Origin of the sequence: Actinotignum sanguinis (assembly GCF_030230305.1) — a bacterium.
Lineage (GTDB): Bacteria > Actinomycetota > Actinomycetes > Actinomycetales > Actinomycetaceae > Actinotignum > Actinotignum sanguinis.
In genome coordinates this window covers 22,048-43,823 of record NZ_JASPCQ010000012.1, presented here as the reverse complement: position 1 = coordinate 43,823, position 21,776 = coordinate 22,048, and the positions used below count along the sequence as shown (strand labels likewise).

The following is a 21,776-nucleotide window of genomic DNA, read 5'->3' as shown; positions in this document are numbered from 1 at the left end:
GTACGACGGCGCAGCGCAGTCGGCACGTAGCTCCGCAAAGCAGTTCAATGCCACGGTAAGAATATCCGACATGGCCAGATAGCGCTCCACCGGGGCTCCGCTACAAGCCTATCGGGATGGGAATGCCGAAACAATGATTCTGGCTCACGCCATAATTTTTAGTTTGGAACTGAAGGATAAAAGCGTGCGGGCGGAGGGCACTCGGGCTACTGGCCGCAAACAGAGATCCAGCCCGCCTCGACCGAAGTCGAGGCGGGCTGAACGATTATGTATATTCTAGCCAGCTTTGGGAGCCGTGGACAAAATGCGAATCCCGCCTCACAACACCCCGGAAACCCGCGACGTTGGATCTGCAATATCGGCAAAGGAGGCGGCTCGCTGCGCCCGCGCGGCAATATCCGCAGCCCGCTCGGCCCGCACGGCCCGCTCAGCCTCGCGCTGCTGGGCAGCGGCCTGAGCGGTAAGCGCCGCCGGCGGCGCTTCCGGATCCCCGCACTCCCCGGGCGTGCTTTCCGCGCTACCCCCGGAACCCCCGGAATTCGCGTGCTGCTGAGCTGCTTCATGGCGGTCAATAATCATATTGAGGGGCCGGTAGTGGTCAATGACTGCCCCGCGATACGCGAAAATATCACCATCTTCGGCGGCCTGAATAATACGTTTATGTGCCTGAGCGGTTTCGAGGAGGAGTTCGTCAACGTCGTCGTCTAAATCGCGCAACGCAATAGAGTGCACCACCCACAGTGCCGTGACCATCTCTAACGCGACCTCGTTATCGAGCGCGGACGTCATCGCAATGTGGAACTCAATATCTTCGTGCTGGAAATTTTCCCCGCGCAGTGCCTTTTCGGTCATCCGCGCCACGATGTCGTGCAGGTTATCGTGATGGGTGCCCGACAGTGCCCGCACCACGCCTTCCGCCATCCCCAGGTCCAGATATTCGCGCAGCTGGGCCACGCTTTCCACCGCGCCCGTACCGGCGCCGGCCCGCGCGGAGGAACGCAGCAGCAAAGATTCCACCAGCGGGGAGAGGGACATATTCGCCACCTGGGTGCCCTTCCCGCGCTGCGAGGTAACGATATCTAGCGCCGCCAGCTTGGACAGGGCCTCGCGCACCGAGGAACGTGACACCCCGAGTTCCCGGCACAGCTCCGCTTCGGTGGGGAGCTTCGCGCCGGGTTGTAGGCGTTCTTCAATAATTCGTTGTTTCAAAGCGTCCATGACCAAATCGGCGCGATCCGAGCCGGAACCGGTGTGGCCGCCGGTGGCCCGCATAGCGCCCTGCGTGGCATGTGACTGCGCGTCGTCGGGCATCATGACACCTAAGGTATCGGAAAACGGATGTTTTCAAAAGATGCGCGCAGAAATATTGAAAAGGGTCACGTTACGCTCGTTTTCGCGCACTTTCATTCCGTTCGGGGCAGTTTCGAGGTGGTTTCGGCGTGGTACGACGACGCCCGCGCGGCCGCCGCCGCGCGGGGTGCACCCAGCCGCCGGACGTCCCGCTTTCCAGGTTCATCACAAATTGGTCACAGTTTACTCACAAGCCAGATACCGGGCTTGCACAAAGTTGTCAGACAATCTAGAGTCATAGGTACGCGACGCTAAAGATGGTTGTCGCACGCGAAAAAATAGCGGAAATTCGGCAGTGAATTTCCGGAAGAACTCAAAGGAGAGGACACTTCAATGACACGCATGAAGTGGGGCGCCAAGGCCACGGCCGTGCTGGCCGCTGGTGTGCTGGCGCTGTCCGGCTGCGGTGGCGGTGGATCTGACACCGGCAAGAGCGGTGGAGATGCACCCGAGAAGGCCGCAGTTCCCTCGGGACAGCCGGCAAAGGGTGGCACCATTCGCGCGGCAGCCGCCTATGAATCCAATAACTACCATCCTTCGTCTACCTCGTCCGCGCTGGCGACCGGCGCGAATATGCACGTGGTGGAGGGTCTGTACGAACTGGATTACCACGACTACAAGCCCTACCGCGCTCTGGCCAAGGAAGATGCGCCCACCAAGGTGACCGATACCCAGTACGAAGTTTCGCTGCGTGACGGCGCGAAGTTCTCGGACGGCACCCCGGTGACCACGGATGACGTGGTCAAGTCCTTCGAGCGGTCCACCGCTGAGGGCAATATCTACCTGCCGATGCTCAGCTTCATTGACAACGTGCAGAAGAAGGATGACAAGACTGTCACCATCAACCTCAAGCATCCCTTCTCGCTGGTTAAGGAACGTCTGGCCCTCGTCAAGATCGTTCCGGCTTCGATGAGCGATGATGAGCTGACCTCGAAGCCCATGGGTACCGGTCCGTGGAAGTACGATGAGATCACCAGCGCCCACATCAAGTTCTCCCCGAATGAGAACTACAACGGGCAGTTCCCGGCCACCGCGGAAGCGATGCAGTGGGAGATCCTCAAGGACGATACCGCTCGTACCACCGCCTTCCAGCAGGGCACCGTGGATGTTATCGAAGCGGCCCCGGCCGATGCCGAAGCTCTTATCAAGGGTGCCGGCGGTGTGATTGACGCGGTTCAGGGCTTCAACCTGCCCTTCCTGCTCTTCAACACCAAGAAGGCTCCGCTTGATAACAACAAGGTGCGCCAGGCATTCTTCTACGCTGTTGATACTGAGAAGCTGATCTCCAACGCGCTCTCGGGTAATGCGAAGGCCGCCAAGTCCTTCCTCCCGGAGAGCCATCCGAACTTCCACGAAGCTTCCACGGTCTACAAGTACAACCCTGAGAAGGCCAAGGAACTGCTCAAGGAGGCCGGTGTTGAGAACCTCGACATCAAGCTGCTGACCACCGATCACCCGTGGATCACCGCACTGGCTCCGCAGATCAAGAACGATCTGGCTGCCGTTGGTATCAACGCGACCATCGAATCCCAGGCTTCCTCGGCGCTCTACGCCAATAACCTGGACGTCGATAACCCGACCTTCGATGTTGCTCTCGCCCCCGGCGATCCCTCGGTCTTCGGTCAGGACCCCGACCTCCTGCTCAGCTGGTGGTACGGCGATAACACCTGGACCAAGAAGCGCACCCAGTGGGGTGGCTCCGAGAAGTTCAAGGAACTGCACCAGTACATGGATAAGGCTGTCACCCTTGAAGGCGACGCCCAGCAGCAGGAATGGAACAAGGCCTTCGATCTGGTATCCGAAGAAGTTCCGCTCTACCCGCTCTTCCACCGTCAGATGCTGACCGCGTACTACCCGGACAAGGTCACCAACTTCTCCCCGATCTCGACGACCGGCCTTGATTTCATCAACGCTGGCGCCGCGGCTGGAAAGTAAATAATCGCGTGACTCAGCGCTGACGACACGCGCGGCGCTGGTTCAAAGAACACACGGTAATGCGAGGGCCGGGGGTGGTGTAAACCCCACCCCCGGCCCGAGCTTTGCCCAAATACTCCCTCAAATAGTCAACGCGGGGCGCCGCAGCCCCGAGGAGATATTGCAGTGAACAACCTTCTCAGACTCATCGGGCGCCGCCTGTTGGTGCTTCCGATCATGGTTCTGGGCGTTGCCTTCCTCGTCTTCTTCCTGATGTCCTTCTCTAAGATCGATCCGGCCTATTCGGCCCTCGGTGAAGGGGCATCTGAAGAAGCTTTGGAAGCCTACCGTCAGGCCATGGGACTCAATGATCCCTGGCTCGCTCAGTTCTGGAACTTCCTCGTCAACTTCGTGCAGGGCGACCTGGGCACGTACGGCGCCAACCAAGCTTCGGTGGCCGAGCGCGTGGGTGAGGCTTTCCCCATCACCATGCAGTTGACCTTCCTCGGCCTTATTATCGCCGTTATTCTCGCTTTCGTCTTCGGTGTCATTGCCGCGCTCTACCGCGACAAGTGGCCCGACAAGATCATCCGCGTCTTCTCCATCGCTTTCATCGCAACGCCTTCCTTCTGGCTGGCCGTTCTTATGATCCTGGCGTTCTCCGTCAATATGCCTCTGCTTCCGGCATCCGGCGCGCTCCCGGCTTTCAGTGAAGACCCGGCCGGTTGGTTGGCGCGCATGGCGCTGCCGGCTATCGCCCTGGGTGTCCCGGTGGCCGGTTCCCTCACCCGTGTTATTCGTACCTCGATGGTGGAGGAACTCGATAAGGACTACGTGCGTACCGCTATCGGTGCAGGTATCCCCAAGCGCGTGGTGGTTTCCCGCAACGTGCTGCGCAATGCCCTTATCTCCCCGGTGACCGTGCTCGGTCTACGTATCGGCTACCTCATGGGTGGCGCTGTGGTTATTGAAGTTATCTTCAACATGCGCGGCATGGGTATGGCTATCCTCGAAGGCGTCCAGCAGAACTACCCCCTCCTGGTGCAGGGCGTGGTCCTCGTGGTGGCCTTGGCCTTCATCGTCGTCAATATTGTGGTTGACATGCTTTACGTGCTGATCAACCCGCGTATCCGGGAGGTCTAATCATGAGGCGTAAACTCACGGAAAAGATGGAACGCCCCGGTGTCCGGTTCAAGCGTTTCCGCAATATGACCCGCGGCGCCCAGCTGTGCGTCGTCGTTCTGGTGCTCATTGCCCTCGCGGCCGTTTTCGCACCCCTTATTTCTCCGCACGACCCGCAGGCAATTGAAGTTGCCCGCCAGGCACCGAATGGTGATTTCCTCTTCGGTACTGACGAAAAGGGCCGTGACATTCTCTCCCGTATGATCTACGGTGCCCGCTACTCGCTGGTTATCGGCTTCGCCGCTACCGCTTTCGCGCTCTTCTTCGGTGCGATCTTCGGTGCGCTGGCGGCGGTCTCCCGCAAGTGGATCTCCGAAGTGATCATGCGCTGCATGGACATCATCATGTCCTTCCCCGGCATCGCGCTGGCCGCGGTGTTCGTCTCGGTATTCGGCAATACCCTGCCCGTCATCATCATGGCGATCGGCTTCCTCTACATTCCGCAGATCACCCGCGTGGTGCGCGCGAATGTTATGAGCGAATACGGTGAAGATTACGTGCGCGCGGTCATCGTTTCCGGCGCGCGGGCTCCCTGGATCCTCATCAAGCACGTGGCGCGCAACTGTATCGCCCCGGTCATGGTGTTCACCACCGTGCTCGTGGCCGACGCTATTGTTTTCGAAGCCTCGCTGTCCTTCATCCAGGCCGGCATCGCCGAACCCACACCCACCTGGGGTAATATCCTCGCCGACGCTCGCGGCGGCGTGCTCCTGGGCCGGTGGTGGCAGGCGCTCTTCCCGGGCCTGGCCATTATGATCACGGTGCTCTGCCTCAACATCCTCTCCGAAGGTCTCACGGACGCCATGGTGGCGGCCCCCAAGGCCGCGGCCGTTCCCGATAACGTGGACGCGAACGCCAAGCGTGAAGAGGACCGCCTCCTCGTGGATCCGGTGGCCGCTTACGCCGCCCAGCACGATGCACTGGTCCAGCGCCTGGAGGAACTGCGCCAAGCAGAAGAACGGCGTACCGACCGCTTCGAACCCACCTCGCAGGAGGCCCCGGTTATCGAAGTGCGCGACCTGTGCATCAAGTTCCCGCGCCACGGCGATGTCAACGTGGTGGACCACGTGTCCTTCAATGTGCGCGCCGGTGAGACGATGGGTCTCGTGGGTGAATCCGGGTGCGGTAAGTCCATTACCTCCCTGGCGATTATGGGCCTGCTCGATAAGTCCGCCGATATTAGCGGTGAGATTATGTTCAACGGGCAGAACCTCCTCGAGCTCACCCCCAAGCAGCACAACGAGCTGCGTGGGCATGAGATCGCGATGATTTACCAGGACGCCCTGTCCTCCCTCAACCCGTCCATGCTCATCAAGGCACAGATGAAGCAGCTGACCAGCCGCGGGGGCACCCGCACCGCCGAAGAGCTCCTCGAGCTGGTGGACCTGGATCCCAAGCGGACCCTGGAGTCCTACCCGCACGAACTTTCCGGTGGCCAGCGCCAGCGCGTGCTTATCGCCATGGCGCTCACCCGTGACCCGAAGCTGGTGATCGCGGACGAACCGACCACCGCGCTTGACGTGACGGTTCAGGCCCAGGTGGTGGAGCTTCTCAACCGCCTGCGCAAGGAACTCGGCTTCGCGATGGTCTTCGTGTCCCACGATCTGGCGCTCGTTGCCGAAGTGGCCCACTCGATTACCGTCATGTACGCCGGTCAGGTTGTGGAGCAGGCATCCACGAAGGAACTGCTCACCGACCCGCACCACGAATACACTCGCGGTCTGCTCGGTTCCGTGCTTTCCATCGAAGCGGGCGCCGGCCGGCTCCACCAGGTGCCCGGCACGGTTCCCTCGCCGCGCGACTTCCCGAAGGGCGATCGTTTCGCCCCGCGGTCCTCGCATCCGACGGTGGGCCTGGACACCCGCCCGATTATGAAACGTGTGGGCGAGACGTGGCACTTCTACGCCGCCCAGCCCGACGCTCCGGACCCGGCCACCACCAACCTGGTGCCCAAGGAATCGCTGCGCGCGTCCAGCGCTGCCGAGACCGCTACCGGCGCCGCAGCTCACACTGCTGGCGAAGCCGCCGATGGCGCAGCCGGCCCGGATGCCCAGAAGTGACGAAGGAGGAAAGATCATGACAACTCTGGATACCGAAGCTCGTCACGCTGCCGGTGCGTCCGTAGCGGACCGGCCTACCCTTTCCGATGTACCGATTATCGAGTTGCGCGACGTTGACGTCACCTTCCGCACCCGTACCGGTTCCATCTTCAATCCGAATAAGGTGCGCGCCGTGCGCGGCGTCAACCTTTCCCTGATGCCCGGCCAGACCATCGGTCTCGTTGGCGAATCCGGTTCCGGTAAGTCGACGACGGCGAACGTGATGTGCGGACTCCAGTCCCCCACCGGCGGCAAGGTATTTTTCAAGGGTGAAGAAGTCACGAAACGTACCGCTGCCCAGCGCCGCCATATCGGCCGCGTGGTCTCGGTGGTGTTCCAGGATCCGGCCACGGCGCTTAACTCGCGTATGACCGTACGTGACCAGCTCCTCGACCCGATGACGGTCCACAAGATCGGCACTCGCGAGGAACGCTACGGCCGCGTGGAAGACCTTATCGGCATGGTGGGCTTGCCCCAATCGGCGCTTGACGCGCTGCCCGGGCAGCTCTCCGGTGGACAGCGTCAGCGTGTGGCTATTGCCCGTGCGCTGGCCGTGGGCCCGGACGCGATCATCGCGGACGAACCCACCTCAGCCTTGGACGTGTCCGTGCGCGCCCAGATCCTCAACCTGCTCACCGATCTCAAGCGGGATCTGGGGCTGGCGATGGTTTTCATCACCCACGATATTCAGACGGTGCGTTACGTATCGGACAAGATCGCGGTGATGAATCACGGAGAGATCGTGGAATGGGGAGACGCCAAGGACGTGCTCCACAATCCGCAAAATGACTACACGAGAACCCTATTGGCAGCGGCGCCCTCGCTGCTTCACCCGAAATTGGAGGCATAGTCCCATGTCAGATCCTCGTTTCCGCGGCGTTATCCCCCCGACAGTCACGCCGCTGACCGAAGAACGCGAACTCGATAAGGAGTCTTTCGCACGCTCGCTCAACCGGATGCTCGACGCCGGAGTACACGGCCTGTTCGTGCTCGGCTCAACCTCCGAGGTGGTGTTCAGCACCGATGCGCGGCGTCGTGAAATCCTCGAAACCGCGGTGGAAGTCGCTAACGGGCGTGTTCCGGTGCTCGCCGGCATTATCGATATGCAAACCGAGCGCATGATTGAGCACGCGCGCGATGCCCAGGCCATCGGGGTGGACGGCATCGTCGCAACTGCGCCCTTCTACGCGCTGGGTGGGGAAGCGGAAATTGAAGCGAACTTCCGCTACATCCGCGATGCCGTGGACCTGCCGCTTTTCGCCTACGACATCCCGGTGTGCGTGCACAAGAAGCTCTCCATTGACCTGCTCATGCGGTTGGGGCGCGAAGGCGTGCTGACCGGTGTTAAGGATTCTTCTGGCGACGACGTTAACTTCCGCTTCCTGCTGGAGGAGAACAAGGCCGCCGGTAACCCTCTCAATATCCTCACGGGCCACGAAGTGGTTGTGGATGGCGCCTACATGGGCGGGGCGGACGGATCCGTTCCGGGCCTGGCCAATGTGGCACCGCGCCCCTACGTGGAGCAGTGGGATGCCGCGCAGGCCGGGGACTGGAAGCGCGTTGCTGAATTGCAGGACGAGCTTGCCCATCTCATGCGCATCGTCATGGTGCCCAAGGGCGTGCAGGGCTTCGCCGCTGGCGTGGGCGCTTTCAAGGCGGCCATGAAGGAACTGGGGGTTATCGCCTCTAACCAGATGCCGCGGCCCGTCAAGGCCCTCGAAGGTGAGAACGTCGAAGCTATTCGCGGCGTGCTCGCCAGCTGCGGGCTGCTCTAAGGAGCACTCATGAAGGTAGCACCGTTCCAGCCCGGCTCCGAGTTTTCGCTGCTCGGGCTGGATATCGGGGGAACCAAAATCGCGGGGGCGGTGGTGACCTTTGCGGCCACCGCCCCGGGCGGTGATGCCCCGCGCATCTCCCTCGAGGCCAGTATTCCAACCGAGGCGCGGCGTGGTGGAGCCCGGGTGCTGGCGGATATCGCAGATTTCGCGGAACGCCAGATCGCGGCAGCCAGTGCCGCCGGAACGCCGGTGAGTGGAATTGCTATCGCCAGCGCCGGAGTGGTGGACGTGGAGACCGGGTGCATTACCTCCGCCACGGACACCATGCCCGGCTGGGGCGGTCAGCCCCTCGGCCCGCATCTTGCGGAACGCTGCGGCTTGCCGGTGCGGGTCCTCAATGACGTGCACGGGCACGCCCTCGGGGAAGCAACGTACGGGGCGGGCGCCGGCGCGCGTACCGCCCTTGTTATCGCTGTGGGAACCGGGCTGGGCGGCGCGGCCGTTATTGATGGCCGGATCCTTTTCGGTTCGCACGGGGTGGCCGGCCACTTCGGCCATATTCACCATCCTTATGCCGCCGGATTGGTGTGCTCCTGCGGGCGCGATGGCCACGTGGAATCAGTGGCCTCGGGTAGTGGGGCGGCCCGCCTCTACGCCAAGCGCCAAGCCGAAGCGCACGTGGAGGGCGCGAGTTACGCTGCCGCGGCAGCGGCTTCCCTCACCGGGATCGCCGATGTTCCCGAAAGTGCCTACCGGAAGGCCCCGGGCGCGCAGCGCCCCGTCGTCGTGCGGGGAGGTCGAGAACTGAAAGCCCTCGTGGACGCGGGCGATATGTTCGCGCGCGAGGTGTTCACGGACGGTGCTTTCGCACTCGGGCAGACCCTGGGCGGGCTGGCTAATTCCTTTGACCCGGACGTTATTATCCTGTCTGGCTCGCTTATTCACGTGGGTGAGTTTTGGATGGAGGCGCTGCGTAAGGGCTACCGGCGCGATGCCATGGTGGGCACCGCCGCCACCCCGATTGTGGAGGGTAGCCTGGGATCGCAGGCCCCGCTTATCGGCGCGGCCGTCCATTTCTTGCACACCGCCGGTTAGCGTGGCGTGCGGGTGGCGCGCTGGGAGCGCCGAACTGTCTTGCCGCGGGCTGCGCGGGCCGCGCTGGGAGCGCCGGCCGCACGAAGCGCGCCACATAACTACAACTCTGCATTTCTCGTTATAACTTAGGAGTTATCGTGCATCCGATGATCGAATCTCTCCGCGGGCGCCTCGTTGTGTCCTGCCAGGCGTACGTGGGCGAACCGCTGCGCCACCCCGAAACGATGGCGCAGATGGCCCTCGCCGCCGAGCGCGGGGGAGCGGCGGCGATTCGCTGCCAGGGCCTGGCGGATATTTCCGCGATTAAAGGCCAGGTGGAAGTGCCTGTCATCGGCCTGTGGAAAGAGGGCCACGAAGGCGTTTTCATCACTCCGACCCTGCGCCATGCCCGCGCCTGCATCAGCGCCGGCGCCGATATCGTGGCGCTCGATGCCACGTCCCGCCCGCGTCCGGATGGCTTGAGCTTCGCGGAAACCGTGGCTGCTCTTCTCGACGACGGCGCCCTCGTCATGGCGGACTGCGGCTCGATTGATGATGCCCGCGCCGCGGCGAAGGCCGGCTGCCATATCCTCGGAACCACCCTGGCGGGCTACTCCGGGGACCGCCCGAAGACCGACGGCCCCGATATTGAGCTGCTGGCCCAGATGGTCGCAGAATTCCCGGAGATCCCGGTGGTCTGCGAAGGGCGTATCCACACTCCGGAGCAGGCGCGCGCTGTTATGGAAGCCGGTGCCTGGGCGGCCGTCGTCGGAACTGCTATTACGCACCCGACCACGATCACCACGTGGTTCCGCGAAGCCGTCGAAAACTAAAACTTCAATTGGGTTCCCGCGCGTAACTGAAACGCGGGGCCCGCGAGCACTGACCACTGCCGCGTTTCACGTGAAACGCGCCCGGGAAAGGACGAATCTCATGCATATCGGAATTTTCGCCACCGCGGACGAAGCCTCCCGCGAGGGCGCACGTATTATCCAGGATCTTTTCGCGCGGAACGCGAAGGCGACACTCGGGGTGGCCACCGGTTCCACGCCGGATCTCCTCTACGCGGCGCTGCGCGAAGCCCACGCGGCCGGCGAATTTGATCTTTCCGGCGCCAAAGCTTTCGCGCTGGACGAATACGTGGGGCTGGATCCGGAGCATCCGGAATCTTACCGCAATGTGCTGCGCCGCAACCTGGTGGGGGATGACAAGACCGGCCTGACCGAGGAGGGGCTCAATACTCCCGATGCGCAGAACCCGGATCCGCAGGCCGCAGCTGCCGACTATGACGCCAAGATCGGCGCGGCCGGCGTGGACTTGCAGATCCTTGGCATCGGCGCGGATGGGCATATCGGCTTCAACGAGCCGGGTGGTTCGCTGGTGTCGCGCACTCACGTGGAGGCGCTGGCCCCGCAGACCATCAAGGACAATGCGCGGTTCTTCGACGGTGATGAAGCAGCCGTCCCCACCCGCTGCATCACCCAGGGCCTGGGCACCATTATGGAAGCGAAGAAGCTGGTGCTCTTCGCCTTCGGTGCCAATAAGGCCGATGCGGTGCGCGAGCTGTGCGAAGGCCCCATCAGCGCCTTCTGGCCCGCCACGATTATTCAGATGCACCCGGATGTCACCGTGCTCCTGGACGAAGAGGCCGCCGCGCAGCTCAAGCTGACGGACCTGTACCGTGCGCGTTGGGAGATGATCTAAGTGTTTTATCTGGGGCGCGTTCTCAGCGGGTACGGCCGCGAGGTTGGGTACGGTATTGAGACCGACGACGCCGGTACGCTGGCCCGGGTTCTCACCGCTGAGGAGGCCGCCGCGGTAACCGCGGGGCTGGCTGCGGAGCGGGAATCACGCGGAATCGAAGCTCGGGCCGCGGAGGCTTTTGGGCTGGGCGCTGATAGCCCGCACGTGTGCCGGGCACATGTTATTACCCCCGGTCTCGTGGATATTCACTGCCACGGCGGTGGCGGTTTCGCGTTCCCGGATAACTATACGGAAGAGGAGATCGCTACCGCGATCCGTACCCACCAGCGCGGGGGGACCACGGCGATGTTCGCTTCCTTGGTTTCGCTGGCTGATCCGCTGCCGCAGATTGAGGCTCTGGTGCCATTTTGCGAACGCGGGGAGCTAGCCGGTATTCACCTGGAAGGCCCGTACATTTCGCGGGAAAAGTGCGGGGCGCAAAATCCCGAGGTGATCCGCCCGGTGGATGAGGCCGAGCTGCGTTCCTGGCTGGAAGCCGGGCGTGGCTGGATTAAGACGATGACCGTTGCCCCGGAAGCGGAAGGGGCCCAGCGGGCTGCCGAGCTGCTGCTTGAGTACGGCGGTAAGCCGTCCTGGGGGCATTCCCACGGGGACGGTGCGGTTACCCGGGCCGAAATTGCGCGCACCCTGGAGGTGGCGCGGCGGTACGGGTATGTGCCGTTGGCGGCGCTGGGTGATGGCAGCGGTAGCGCCGTCGGGCAGGAAGCCGCACAAACTGTCACACATCTTTTCAACGCGATGACGGCTTTCACGCACCGGGCACCTGGCCCGATCCGTGAGTACATTCAGGCGGCGCGGCGCGGTTTCATCAGCGCCGAAGTGATTGCCGATGGCTACCACGTGCATCCGGATCTTGTTGAGGATGTGGTGGCCTACCTTGATGAGCCGGATCTCGGGGCCGGGTTCGCAGGTGTGCACGGTGCCGGAAACGGGGCGGGCGCCGCGGGTGCCGGCGCGGGCCAGCTGGGTATTCCCGGGGCTTTCTTCGTTACGGATTCTTTGGCCGCGGCCGGCATGCCTCCCGGGAAGTACACCCTGGGCGGGCTCGCGGTGGAAGTGCGCGATGGCGCCTGCTACTTGGAAGGTACCGATACTCTGGCTGGCGGTGCTTCGGTGCTGGCTGATCAGGTGGCCCTCTTTGCCGGGCGCGGGAAGCTGACGCTCCCGCAGCTGGTGCGGGCCACGGTGGCCGGACCGGTCTACGCCGGTGGCGCCTGGGATGCTCCCGGAGTCACGGTGGACTTCACCCCGGGCAAGCCGGTCAATCTTGTCGCCTGGAATGAGGCGATGACCCCGCTGGCGGTTGTCCGCGAGGGAGTGGAAATTTCCCACTCCTAAGCATCGGGTTCCATGCCGGGCCCGGGAGTTCCCACGCCGGAACGTGCCGATGGCCCACGTTGGAAGTATGTGCGGGCACGGCAGCACCACAAGCCGGGAAGCGTTCACTGCCTCCCTCGGGCAGGATCGGGCGTGTCGATCCTGCCCCTCTCCACGGGGCGCGGGCTCAGGCCCGCGCCCCGCTTTCTTCGCTCCGTCGAAGTCCCAAAAACAAAGTGGTACTGGAGCTACAGCCAACGCCCGATTTTCTGTCGTGGAGTACCACTTTGCTGGGCAGCAGCTGGTGACAGCGGGTTAGCCCCGGAGGTCCCGAAATGAAGTGTGCGTAAGAGCACCGTTTCGAAGCGATTTCGTGTTCCATACGCACACTACGCGGGATGCGCTGTCTGGAATACACACTTTGGCTCCCGCCGGTTCACCGCCCCGGCGGGAGGCAGGTGTGTTTTTCCGAGGTGTACTTCGCATGTACGACATATGCACTACAGCTCGGACACCACATGCCCCCTCCCCAGGTGCTGGTGTGACTATTGGGGTTCGTGAGGCCTGTGAGATTCGCGCGGGCCGGTCGCTGAGGCTTCTCGAAATCAAAGTGCAACGGCAACTACAGTAAGAAATTGTTTCGATGTCATCAGGTTGCACCCTGCGCGGCTCGCTGTCGTGAGGTTGTGCTTTGTGGTTGCGGAAAGGGCTCGGAAAAAGCCCTAGAAAAGAGCACGGAAAAGGGGCACGGACCCGTAAGTCCGTGCCCCTTCGCCGCCTCGTAACAAGGCCGGATTGGCCGGGCGAGAGTGCATCGCCCAGCCAAACCGACCTGCTCCGGTTAGCTCAGCTGGAGCATCACCTTGGACGATCCCGTGGACCGGTCATCGGCGGTGGCGAAAGCAGCCGCGGCGTCGTCGATCTTAAATTCGTGCGTGAGCACGGGCGAAACGTCCAGTCCGCGCGCCATCGCATCAATCGCGGCATCCATGGACTCCGGGTTGAACCGATACGAACCCCGGTACGTGATTTCGCGGGTGACCAATTGCCCGAGCACCACGGAAACTTCGCCGGCGGGCAGGTTGCCCACCTGTACCATGGTGCCGCCACGCACGGTAGCCATAAGGCAATCGCCGATAGCAACGGCGGCACCGGAGGCTTCGATGGTCACGTCCACGTCGGCGGGAAGCACCTCACCGGCGCTGCGGTTCACCGTGCGGGTCGCGCCCATCGCGCTCGCAACCCGCAGGGATTCCGCGGACACATCGGAAGCGATGACCTCACGTGCGCCGGCGAATTTCACGGCGGCCACGGCTAGTGCTCCGATCGGGCCCACACCATTGACCAGCACCCGCTTCCCGGAAAGATCCCCGGCTAAGGTCACGGCATGCATAGCCACCGCCAGCGGTTCGGCGACGGCGCCTTCTTTGGTTGAAACGTTCTCCGGCAAGACACGCAGCTGATCGGGGCGCACCACGCGGTAAGTGGAGAAACCACCCTGTTCGTGCGGGAAGAAAGCGGCGGAGCCAAAGTAGCGGACTTCCGGCCAGAGATTATCTTTCCCGCGGGTACTTTCTGGAATATCGTGCTCGCCCACGAGGGTCGGCGGGTAGATCGCCACCCGCTGGCCCACCTCAACTCCAGCAACACCTTCGCCAACCTGGTCCACCACACCGGCAACTTCGTGGCCGAGGATGAGCGGCTCGCGCATAATCGCGGTTCCAGAGGCGCCGTTCTTCCAGTAGGACAGGTCGGAGCCGCAAATTCCGCCCCATTCCATGCGCACGCGCACTTCGCCAGCGCCGGCAACCGGATCGGGAATTTCGGTGATATGGATCTGCTTGGGGGTATCGGTACGAACTTGTACAGCCTTCATTAGAATGCATCCTCCTTGACGGTGAGGTCGCGCCCGGTGATTTCGGGCATGAGCCACGCGGTGATATGGGTGACCCCGGTGTAAACGAACATGAGAATCGCGCAGGCAATCCAGGAACCGCCGAAGAGCTGCACCAAGCCAGCCGCAATGAGCGGGCCGAAACCGGCGGTGATCATATTCGGGATTTCCTTGGCGAGTGCCAGCTGCTCGTAACGGTGCGCGGAGCCGAAGCATTCGGCCATGGTGATGTTTTCCAGGGAGAACATGGCCAGCACGGTAATGTTGTGCAGCACGATGTATCCGATGAAGAACAGCAGCGTGGGAGTACCGTAATGGTCCACCATCTGCCCGTCCACCAGCTCCGGCGCATTGAGTTCGCCCAGGAACCGCGGAGAGACCATCAGCAGGAAGCACGGAATAATGAGGAGAATTCCCAGGCCGGTGACCAGGCGGTAGGTGCGCTCGCGGCCGATGCGATCACCGATCCAGCCGATAATCGGCACGGTAATGAAGCCGGCCAGCGAGGAGTAGACCACCACGGCGGAAGCAACGTCCTTGGCCACCAGGATCTGGGCGGTCAGGAAGGTGATGAGGTAGGTCTGCACCATCCCGGAGTTGCCGGACTGGCCGAAGCGCAGGGCGAAGGCCGCCATGAAGGCTTTGAAAGACTTCGGGGTCTTGGCCAGTTTATCCACGGCTGCTTCACGCTGGGCGGCTGCGGCCGCGCGGGCTTCGGCCGCGGCGGCAGTGGCGGCTTGCTTGCGTTCGGCGCGCGAAGGGAGCGGCTGGTCGTAGGTGGCCACGAGTGCGGCGTCGTCCAAAATTTCTCCGCTGGTTGCAGCCTCGAAAACGGGCGATTCCTTGAGGTGAAGCCGGATAAATACGGCCAGGCCCATGAGCGCAACCGAGGCGATGAAGGGGATACGCCAGCCCCACGCGACCACGGTATCCGTGCCCATGGTGGCGAGCATGATCGCCCAGATCGCGCCGGCGCCCAGGGTGCCGGTATTGGTGCCGAGGGCAACCAGCGAGGAAATAATGCCGCGGCGTTCCCGCGGGGCGTATTCGGCCAGCATCACGGAGGCACCGGCGATTTCCGCGCCGGCTCCGAAGCCTTGGATGAGCCGCAGGATCACCAGCATGATCGGTGCCCAAATGCCCACAACCTGGTAGGTGGGGAGGAATCCAATGAGGGTGGTGGCCACGCCCATCATGGCGATGGTGATAAAGAGGACTTTGGTACGGCCGATGCGATCACCGAGTCGCCCGAAGTACCAGGCGCCGAGCGGGCGGGCTACGTAGCCCACGCCGTAAATGGCCATGGCCCCGAGGATGGCCATGGACTGGTGGCCGGCGGGGAAGAAAATGTCTTTAAAGACGAGCGCGGCGGCCAGGGAGTACAGCTGGAAGTCCATGAATTCGAGAGCTGTTCCGAGCCAACCGGAGACCGCGGCTTTGACGAGGTCGGAGGTTGAGCGCGTGGGCACCGGGGCGGTTACTGTTCCCGGCGGGTGTTGTTTGGACATGACGGGTGCCTTCCACATCTTTCACTTCGTTGTGTTAACTGATAAGAAGCTGCTTTCCGTCGGGCTAAGCCAGGCGGGGTAAGCGAGCTCCGTTGGCTTCAGTATGCGGGCCGGAATACGCCGAAATCACGCGCGAGAGGCGGCGATATTTCGATATGTCATATGCGGATTTCGAATAGTGATACGCGGGTGGGATGTCATCGAGGTGTGGGTGGTGGCTTCGGTGGTGCTGCGACGCGGGGGGACAGCCGCTGCATATCGCGGAAAAGTGCGGGTATCGGGGTGGGTGCGGGTGCGGTGGAACGACGACGCCGCCCCGGTGGCGCGCCGTCGCGCGCCACCGGGGGAGCCGACTCGCCGCGCGGGGAACTTGTTGAAAGGCATGTACATTGTCGGAGACCGCGTTGGTGCCACACAGTCGTGGAGGGTTTTATGCGCATCGACCGACTTGAATGGTTGGAGTCTTTCGTTGCTGTTGCGAAATTATCGTCTTTTTCGCGGGCGGCTCGTTTGCTCCACAGCAGTCAGTCGCGGGTCTCGCTCCACGTTGCGAATTTGGAGCGCGCAACGGGCCATACCCTGGTGGATCGTAGCCACGTGCCCTGTACTCTCACTGCAAAAGGGGAAACTTTCCTGCCGCGAGCCGAAGAAATCCTGGTGAAATTGCGCGATGCGGTGGAGGAACTCCATACCGAATCGGGGCGCCTGGTTGGCTCGGTGACCCTGGGGGTGATTCCCTCGGTGTCGGCGGTGCTCTGCCCCGGTTTGCTGGCGCAATTGCAATTGGAAGAACCCGGTATCTCGGTTAATTTGCTGGAGCGTACGTCCGCGGAATTATTGGATAAGGTGACCTCCGGAAGTACGCAGCTCGCCATCGTTTCGCAATTTAGCTCCCTTCCCTCTATCCCGGAGTCGCAGCGGTTGTGGTGGGAGCCCTATGTTGCGGTGGTTCGTCAGAATTCGCCGGATTTTCAGGGTGTTGAGGTTGTGAACCCCGGCGATCTTGCGGAGATCACTCTGGGATTGACCGGGGCGCCGGGCCTGACTATCGATCCGGAAATGCGCGTTGCTTTTGATGTGTGGCAGCTGGAGCCGCGCATCGCGGAATTCCGTACCGAGCAGCCGCAGACTCTCCTTAATATGTGCAAGGCCGGGCTCCTCACCCCGGTTATTAACCTGTTGGCTTTCCGGAGTTGTGATCACGAGGGGCTGCGCGCTATTCCCATTGCGGGAGATTACGGGCGGGAAGTCGCCGTGGTGGCGAATACTGCAGTGCCTGTGACTCCCATTGGGCAGTATCTACGCGATCTCATTCTGGCTATTCCGCTACCCGCGGGGGTGCATTCCCTGCAGCCGCAGCGGGGTGACGCTGGAGATACCAGCTAAGGCCGAACCCGGGAAAACCCTGGAAGCTTTGCGCAAAAAATGGCAGCAGAGCTGGAAATCCGCGCTGGCTCCTGGCAAAATTGAGTATGTCGCACAGGGCGACTGTGTCAGAGTGGACACTCTGAAGTCACAGCATTTGTATATGGGCCCGGGTATTCCGGGCGCGGGGGCATCGCGGCCTGTTAACGGCTTCGTCCGCACCGTATCTGCTGGAACTTCGGGTGCCCATCACGGCACTCTTCACTCGGATCGTCCGGCACGTACCTGCCGGTGAAGGGACCAGTAATGGCATCTGTTACATTTGAGAACGCATCGCGTATCTACCCGGGGTCGGATACCCCGGCGGTTAATCAACTCAACCTCGAAATTGCTGACGGGGAATTCCTTGTTCTTGTTGGCCCGTCCGGCTGCGGTAAATCAACGTCGCTGCGCATGCTGGCCGGTCTGGAAGATATTAATGACGGGCGTATCTACATTGGGGACCGCGATGTGACCAATGTTTCGCCTAAGGACCGCGATATCGCGATGGTGTTCCAGAATTACGCTCTCTACCCGCATATGTCGGTGGCGGAAAATATGGGCTTCGCGCTGAAGATTGCGCGCACCCCGAAGGAAGAAATTGATAAGCGCGTCAAGGAAGCCGCCCAGATTCTTGACTTGACCGAGTATCTGGATCGCAAGCCGAAGGCGCTTTCCGGTGGGCAGCGCCAGCGCGTGGCGATGGGCCGCGCGATTGTGCGGAACCCGCAGGTCTTCCTCATGGACGAACCGCTCTCCAATCTGGACGCGAAGCTCCGCGTGCAAACTCGTACCCAGATAGCTACCTTGCAGCGCCGGCTGGGCACCACCACGGTGTACGTCACTCACGACCAAACCGAAGCGCTGACCATGGGCGACCGCATCGCCGTCCTGAACTTCGGGGTCTTGCAGCAGGTGGGCAGCCCGGATGAGCTGTACAACCGGCCGCAAAACGCTTTCGTGGCGGGCTTCATTGGCTCGCCGGCCATGAACCTCGGCACCTTTAATGTTGAGGGCGACGCCGCAGTTCTCGGCCAAGCGCGCATCCGCCTCCCCCGCGCGGTGATCGAGGCGATCACCCCGGATGATAAGGGGAAGGTAATCCTGGGCGTGCGCCCCGAGTCCTTCACGGAGCTGACGCGTGAGCCCGGGGAAAGCTCGGTGCCGATCGTGGTGGATATGGTGGAGAACCTGGGGTCGGATAACTACGTCTACGGTGAGATCGCCGGGGTGGAGAAGTCCGGCTTCGGATCGGGCGATGGCTCCTCCCAGGTTGTTGTGCGTATCCCGCCCTTCAAGGCCCCCGCGGTGGGTGACACCGTGTACGCCACCCCGAATCTGGATGCTATCCATGTTTTCCATGCCGGGGATGGCACCCGCATTAACTAGGTGATGCTAGGCCGCCAGGGCAGTGGCCGCATCTTCAGGGCCGGGGCGCATCGCGCCCCGGCCCTGCGCCGTCGTCGCATATAAATCACGCAAAAACTAAACTTACTATTAAACATGACTCGCACAGGCCGTGGCGAAAATCACGCGCTTTCAGCTGCGATTATGCGTAATCGCCGTCCCGAACTGCCGCGATGGAACTTTTCCGCAGTTCAACACGGGTGATACGGGCCGCCCGCTCGGAGGCGCCCGGGTGTTTCTATCCCGGGATTCTGCATACTTTCAGCGTAGTATGCACTCGATGAGACCTACTGCTCAAAACTTTTCAGGCGCGGTGCCTAAACTTGCCAGCATGACGGAAAGTGCCACTCCCGCTGCCTACCCCGGTGCGGGCGTCGTTCGCGCGCTGGCGGAACGGCCCCGCATTCTTGTTGTCTGTACCGGGAATATTTGCCGATCTCCCATGGGGGAAATCGTGCTGCGCCAGCGGTTGCGCGATGCCGGTATCGATATCGCGGTGGCCTCCGCGGGGGTCTCCAACGAGGAGGCGGGCAACCCGATTTACCCGCCCGCCCAACGAACCCTCACCGAACACGGTTATGGCCTGCCTGAACGCCACCGGGCTCACCGTGTCACCGCCGAGGAGCTGGAAAACGCCGGCCTGATTCTTGCCATGACCACCGGGCACGCGCGGGCGGTGCGAAGGCTGTGTCGTTCCCTTTCTCTATCTCTGACCAATATTCACCTGTGGACCGAGTTCGCGCTGCCGGAGGTGGGGATTGCTCCGGAGGGTGTTTTCGGGCATGGTGGGGTTCTTTCCGACGACGCCGGGCGTGCCTCGGGCCGCCAGCACTCTTCCGATTTTTATTATTCATCCGGCGAGTTCGATGTTCCCGATCCGTGGGGCGGCTCGGCGCGCGAATTCGAAGCGACGCTCGCCTGCGTGGAAGCCGGGTCTGAGCACCTCGTGGAGCTGCTGCGCAGTAATCTCCGCGCATCGCGGTGACCGGGCGCGTTTTCGCGGATGGCGGCGTGCCGATGGCTGATGTCGTGCCGATGAACGGTGGCACTCCGACGAACGGCCGTAAACGTATATTTATGCGGTCGCGGAGGTGGAGGCGGGTATTGCTCGGGCTGCTCGGGCTGCTCCTCATCGCCCTGGCTCTGCTGGCAGTGCGCCACATTCTAGCTGCCACGTACTATTCGCCCGCGGCCGTGGCCAGCCGGTATATGGGCGCGCTCGAAGAAGGCCGCGCTCGCGCTGCTCTCGACCTCACCGATCCCGGCGCGCTTTCCGGTTCCCTCGCCCTGCTGAGCGACGAAGTTTATCGCGCCGTCCCGGGCCGGCCCGCCGATTTCCAGGTGCGCGACACGAGTCAGACCGCGACCGGAATGCGAGTAGACGGCGTCGTCACGTATCACGGCACCCAAGAGCCCCTGAGCATTACTTTGGTGCGGCGCGGCACCACCCCGATCCTGAGCGCGCGCTGGCACGTGAGCGCGGGCGCCCTCGGCCAGCTGCGCGTGGATCGTGAGACCGAGCTGTCTCCCGGCCATGCCACCCCCACGCCTCCTGCGCTCACCAGCATTAACGACGTGCCGGTCGCCCTCGCGCCCCGTGAGGTTGCTCCGGCTTTCCCCGGCGATTATGCCGTCGCAGCACCCGGCGATTCGCGCTACGTGACCTTCGGGGCCGGCGCGACCGCCACGGTGCGGCCGGGCCAGACCGCGACCGCTGCGCTCGCGGCCCAGGCCACCCCGGCCGCGGGTGAACGTGCGGTGGAACTGGTGGAACGCCTCGTGGAGGGGTGCGTGCGCGGTGATGGTACGACGACGCCGCCAGCTGGCTGCCCGGCAGCTTTCCGCAAGGATCGTGCTTTCGGGGACACCCGCAAGGAGAAGCTGAGCTGGAAAGACAAGCCGCAGGTGAGCGCGACCGTAGAGGGGCGGGGAGGAACCGTAAGTGTGCGGGGAGGCACCTTGGAGCGCAGTTATGAGTGGCGGCTCGTTGCCCCGCTGAGCTGGGAAAAGCGTTCGGACACCGCGCGGGTTTTCGAGCGGGAGCACACCTTGCGCTTCCGGGTAGAAAACGGGGATGTGGTGCTGGAAAGTGAAAGCCTGCGCTAGCGCGGGTTACCATGGAAAGCACGGATTGGGCCGTGCACTACGGGAATGCGGGGATCACGCCGGCGACTAATTGCGCGAGAGAAGAGGAAGGACGTATGAGCACCAACGTTGTGGCTGAGATTTGGCGGGAAGGTAACCTTCCGGCGGGGCGGCCTATCGATCATGCCCGGCGGGTATGCACCGGTGCCCTGTGGGGTCTGGGCGCGGGCGTGGTGCTCGGCCTCATCACCTTCCCGAATGCCTTGGTCGGTTCGCGTGCTCTCTACCTGATTCCCGCTTTCGCGGTGGTGGCTTTCCTACTGGCGCTGCCGTGGCTGATCCGCGATAAAACACCGGTCGCGCCCGGAGTGGATGTGGTTGCGCGAGTGTTGGGAACCGATGAAAGTCGGCGGATGCGCACGGTTGGCAATAGCCGGCGCAAGCAGGCGCTCATGGTGCCGGTGGTGGTTCGCCCCGTGGATAAATCCGCGGATTTCCGAACCGTTATTGCGGTGCATGGCGCTGAGCAAGCGGGCTTCGCCGAGAGCAAGCCCGGAACGTTGCTTCCGCTGCGTCAAACGGAAAAGGGCTACGGCGGGCTCGCCAATGTGGAAGCAGCCAGCCCGGAACAGGAAGCTCTCATGAGGGCCTTGGAGCAGCGCCCGAAACTGCTGCCCAATACCGCGCCGGTGCTGCCTTTCAAACCGCAGTCTCTTGACCGCGTCACCAGTGGGGACCAGCTGGAATGGTGGGGCGGAATGATCGCCGGCGCGCTGTTGGCCGCCGTCATGATGGGCATCGTCAGCTTGCTCTAAGCTCCAAAAAGTACGACGACGTGTTCCGCGCCGCCAAGGCAGGGTGTTTTTCCGGGGTGTACATCGCATGTGTGACAAATGAAGTACAGCTCTGACAACACATAACACCCCCGCTGGGGTTCGTATGAAAGTCTGCGACTTGCGTGAAACCTGAGGCTCATGCGGGTCTTACCCCACTTGCCGCA

The 21,776-nt window shown here is 62.6% G+C and carries 18 protein-coding genes; 14 read left to right on the top strand and 4 right to left on the bottom strand.

What is annotated here, in order from left to right:
• Positions 1 to 318: 318 nt before the first annotated feature.
• Positions 319 to 1,314: a FadR/GntR family transcriptional regulator gene (locus QP828_RS07055; RefSeq protein WP_274732998.1), complete on the bottom strand. Its 996-nt coding sequence runs from the start codon at positions 1,312 to 1,314 to the stop codon at positions 319 to 321.
• 369 nt (positions 1,315 to 1,683) lie between these two features.
• On the opposite strand from QP828_RS07055, the gene QP828_RS07050 reads away from it, so the two are divergent.
• The 9 genes from QP828_RS07050 to QP828_RS07010 all read left to right on the top strand — a co-directional run bounded on the left by QP828_RS07050 (position 1,684) and on the right by QP828_RS07010 (position 12,499).
• Positions 1,684 to 3,285, top strand: a complete 1,602-nt coding sequence (locus QP828_RS07050) for an ABC transporter substrate-binding protein (RefSeq protein ID WP_016441973.1) — start codon at positions 1,684 to 1,686, stop codon at positions 3,283 to 3,285.
• Between the two features lie 165 nt (positions 3,286 to 3,450).
• Positions 3,451 to 4,407 (top strand): ABC transporter permease, encoded by a 957-nt coding sequence (locus QP828_RS07045; protein WP_016441972.1) that lies wholly within the window; start codon positions 3,451 to 3,453, stop codon positions 4,405 to 4,407.
• A gap of 2 nt (positions 4,408 to 4,409) precedes the next feature.
• Entirely contained in the window at positions 4,410 to 6,506 is a 2,097-nt protein-coding gene (locus QP828_RS07040) for a dipeptide/oligopeptide/nickel ABC transporter permease/ATP-binding protein (RefSeq protein ID WP_375712901.1), read from the top strand.
• Between the two features lie 16 nt (positions 6,507 to 6,522).
• Entirely contained in the window at positions 6,523 to 7,395 is an 873-nt protein-coding gene (locus QP828_RS07035) for an ABC transporter ATP-binding protein (protein WP_016441970.1), read from the top strand.
• Positions 7,396 to 7,399: 4 nt separating this feature from the next.
• Positions 7,400 to 8,320, top strand: a complete 921-nt coding sequence (locus QP828_RS07030; protein ID WP_016441969.1) for a dihydrodipicolinate synthase family protein — start codon at positions 7,400 to 7,402, stop codon at positions 8,318 to 8,320.
• A 9-nt stretch (positions 8,321 to 8,329) separates the two neighbouring features.
• A complete protein-coding gene (locus QP828_RS07025; protein WP_274732995.1) occupies positions 8,330 to 9,418 on the top strand; it encodes an ROK family protein in 1,089 nt (362 codons plus the stop codon).
• Positions 9,419 to 9,555: 137 nt separating this feature from the next.
• A complete protein-coding gene (locus QP828_RS07020; RefSeq protein ID WP_016441967.1) occupies positions 9,556 to 10,230 on the top strand; it encodes an N-acetylmannosamine-6-phosphate 2-epimerase in 675 nt (224 codons plus the stop codon).
• 100 nt (positions 10,231 to 10,330) lie between these two features.
• Positions 10,331 to 11,101 carry a glucosamine-6-phosphate deaminase gene (locus tag QP828_RS07015; protein WP_016441966.1) on the top strand — a complete coding sequence of 257 codons (771 nt, stop codon included), beginning with the start codon at positions 10,331 to 10,333 and terminating at the stop codon, positions 11,099 to 11,101.
• Positions 11,102 to 12,499 carry an N-acetylglucosamine-6-phosphate deacetylase gene (locus QP828_RS07010; protein WP_274732993.1) on the top strand — a complete coding sequence of 466 codons (1,398 nt, stop codon included), beginning with the start codon at positions 11,102 to 11,104 and terminating at the stop codon, positions 12,497 to 12,499. It abuts the gene before it with no gap.
• A gap of 820 nt (positions 12,500 to 13,319) precedes the next feature.
• On the opposite strand, the gene QP828_RS07005 is transcribed toward QP828_RS07010, so the two are convergent.
• From QP828_RS07005 to QP828_RS06995, 3 genes are all read right to left on the bottom strand, one after another.
• On the bottom strand, positions 13,320 to 14,354 hold the full coding sequence (locus tag QP828_RS07005) for an L-idonate 5-dehydrogenase (protein ID WP_274732992.1): 1,035 nt from the start codon (positions 14,352 to 14,354) through the stop codon (positions 13,320 to 13,322).
• A complete protein-coding gene (locus QP828_RS07000) occupies positions 14,354 to 15,880 on the bottom strand; it encodes an MFS transporter (protein ID WP_274732991.1) in 1,527 nt (508 codons plus the stop codon). Before QP828_RS07000 ends, QP828_RS07005 begins: the two co-directional genes overlap by 1 nt.
• 126 nt (positions 15,881 to 16,006) lie before the next feature.
• Positions 16,007 to 16,264, bottom strand: a complete 258-nt coding sequence (locus QP828_RS06995; RefSeq protein ID WP_274732990.1) for a hypothetical protein — start codon at positions 16,262 to 16,264, stop codon at positions 16,007 to 16,009.
• 48 nt (positions 16,265 to 16,312) lie between these two features.
• Here QP828_RS06995 and QP828_RS06990 point away from each other — a divergent pair, with 48 nt between their 5' ends.
• From QP828_RS06990 to QP828_RS06970, 5 genes are all read left to right on the top strand, one after another.
• Positions 16,313 to 17,266 (top strand): LysR family transcriptional regulator, encoded by a 954-nt coding sequence (locus tag QP828_RS06990; RefSeq protein ID WP_274732989.1) that lies wholly within the window; start codon positions 16,313 to 16,315, stop codon positions 17,264 to 17,266.
• A 285-nt stretch (positions 17,267 to 17,551) separates the two neighbouring features.
• Complete coding sequence (locus tag QP828_RS06985; RefSeq protein ID WP_274732988.1) at positions 17,552 to 18,673, top strand: ABC transporter ATP-binding protein; 1,122 nt, start codon at positions 17,552 to 17,554, stop codon at positions 18,671 to 18,673.
• Positions 18,674 to 19,022: 349 nt separating this feature from the next.
• Positions 19,023 to 19,676, top strand: a complete 654-nt coding sequence (locus QP828_RS06980; RefSeq protein WP_274732986.1) for a low molecular weight protein-tyrosine-phosphatase — start codon at positions 19,023 to 19,025, stop codon at positions 19,674 to 19,676.
• Positions 19,677 to 19,768: 92 nt separating this feature from the next.
• Positions 19,769 to 20,797 carry a hypothetical protein gene (locus QP828_RS06975; protein WP_274736515.1) on the top strand — a complete coding sequence of 343 codons (1,029 nt, stop codon included), beginning with the start codon at positions 19,769 to 19,771 and terminating at the stop codon, positions 20,795 to 20,797.
• Positions 20,798 to 20,892: 95 nt separating this feature from the next.
• Positions 20,893 to 21,591, top strand: a complete 699-nt coding sequence (locus tag QP828_RS06970) for a hypothetical protein (RefSeq protein ID WP_274732982.1) — start codon at positions 20,893 to 20,895, stop codon at positions 21,589 to 21,591.
• Positions 21,592 to 21,776 lie beyond the last annotated feature (185 nt).

Bases quoted from the DNA above. Each gene is read 5' to 3' on its own strand.
- QP828_RS07055 (WP_274732998.1), bottom strand. From the start codon at position 1,314: ATGATGCCCGACGACGCGCAGTCACATGCCACGCAGGGCGCTATGCGG.
- QP828_RS07050 (WP_016441973.1), top strand. From the start codon at position 1,684: ATGACACGCATGAAGTGGGGCGCCAAGGCCACGGCCGTGCTGGCCGCT.
- QP828_RS07040 (WP_375712901.1), top strand. From the start codon at position 4,410: ATGAGGCGTAAACTCACGGAAAAGATGGAACGCCCCGGTGTCCGGTTC.
- QP828_RS07035 (WP_016441970.1), top strand. From the start codon at position 6,523: ATGACAACTCTGGATACCGAAGCTCGTCACGCTGCCGGTGCGTCCGTA.
- QP828_RS07030 (WP_016441969.1), top strand. From the start codon at position 7,400: ATGTCAGATCCTCGTTTCCGCGGCGTTATCCCCCCGACAGTCACGCCG.
- QP828_RS07025 (WP_274732995.1), top strand. From the start codon at position 8,330: ATGAAGGTAGCACCGTTCCAGCCCGGCTCCGAGTTTTCGCTGCTCGGG.
- QP828_RS07015 (WP_016441966.1), top strand. From the start codon at position 10,331: ATGCATATCGGAATTTTCGCCACCGCGGACGAAGCCTCCCGCGAGGGC.
- QP828_RS07005 (WP_274732992.1), bottom strand. From the start codon at position 14,354: ATGAAGGCTGTACAAGTTCGTACCGATACCCCCAAGCAGATCCATATC.
- QP828_RS07000 (WP_274732991.1), bottom strand. From the start codon at position 15,880: ATGTCCAAACAACACCCGCCGGGAACAGTAACCGCCCCGGTGCCCACG.
- QP828_RS06995 (WP_274732990.1), bottom strand. From the start codon at position 16,264: ATGCCTTTCAACAAGTTCCCCGCGCGGCGAGTCGGCTCCCCCGGTGGC.
- QP828_RS06990 (WP_274732989.1), top strand. From the start codon at position 16,313: ATGCGCATCGACCGACTTGAATGGTTGGAGTCTTTCGTTGCTGTTGCG.
- QP828_RS06985 (WP_274732988.1), top strand. From the start codon at position 17,552: ATGGCATCTGTTACATTTGAGAACGCATCGCGTATCTACCCGGGGTCG.
- QP828_RS06980 (WP_274732986.1), top strand. From the start codon at position 19,023: ATGACGGAAAGTGCCACTCCCGCTGCCTACCCCGGTGCGGGCGTCGTT.
- QP828_RS06975 (WP_274736515.1), top strand. From the start codon at position 19,769: ATGCGGTCGCGGAGGTGGAGGCGGGTATTGCTCGGGCTGCTCGGGCTG.
- QP828_RS06970 (WP_274732982.1), top strand. From the start codon at position 20,893: ATGAGCACCAACGTTGTGGCTGAGATTTGGCGGGAAGGTAACCTTCCG.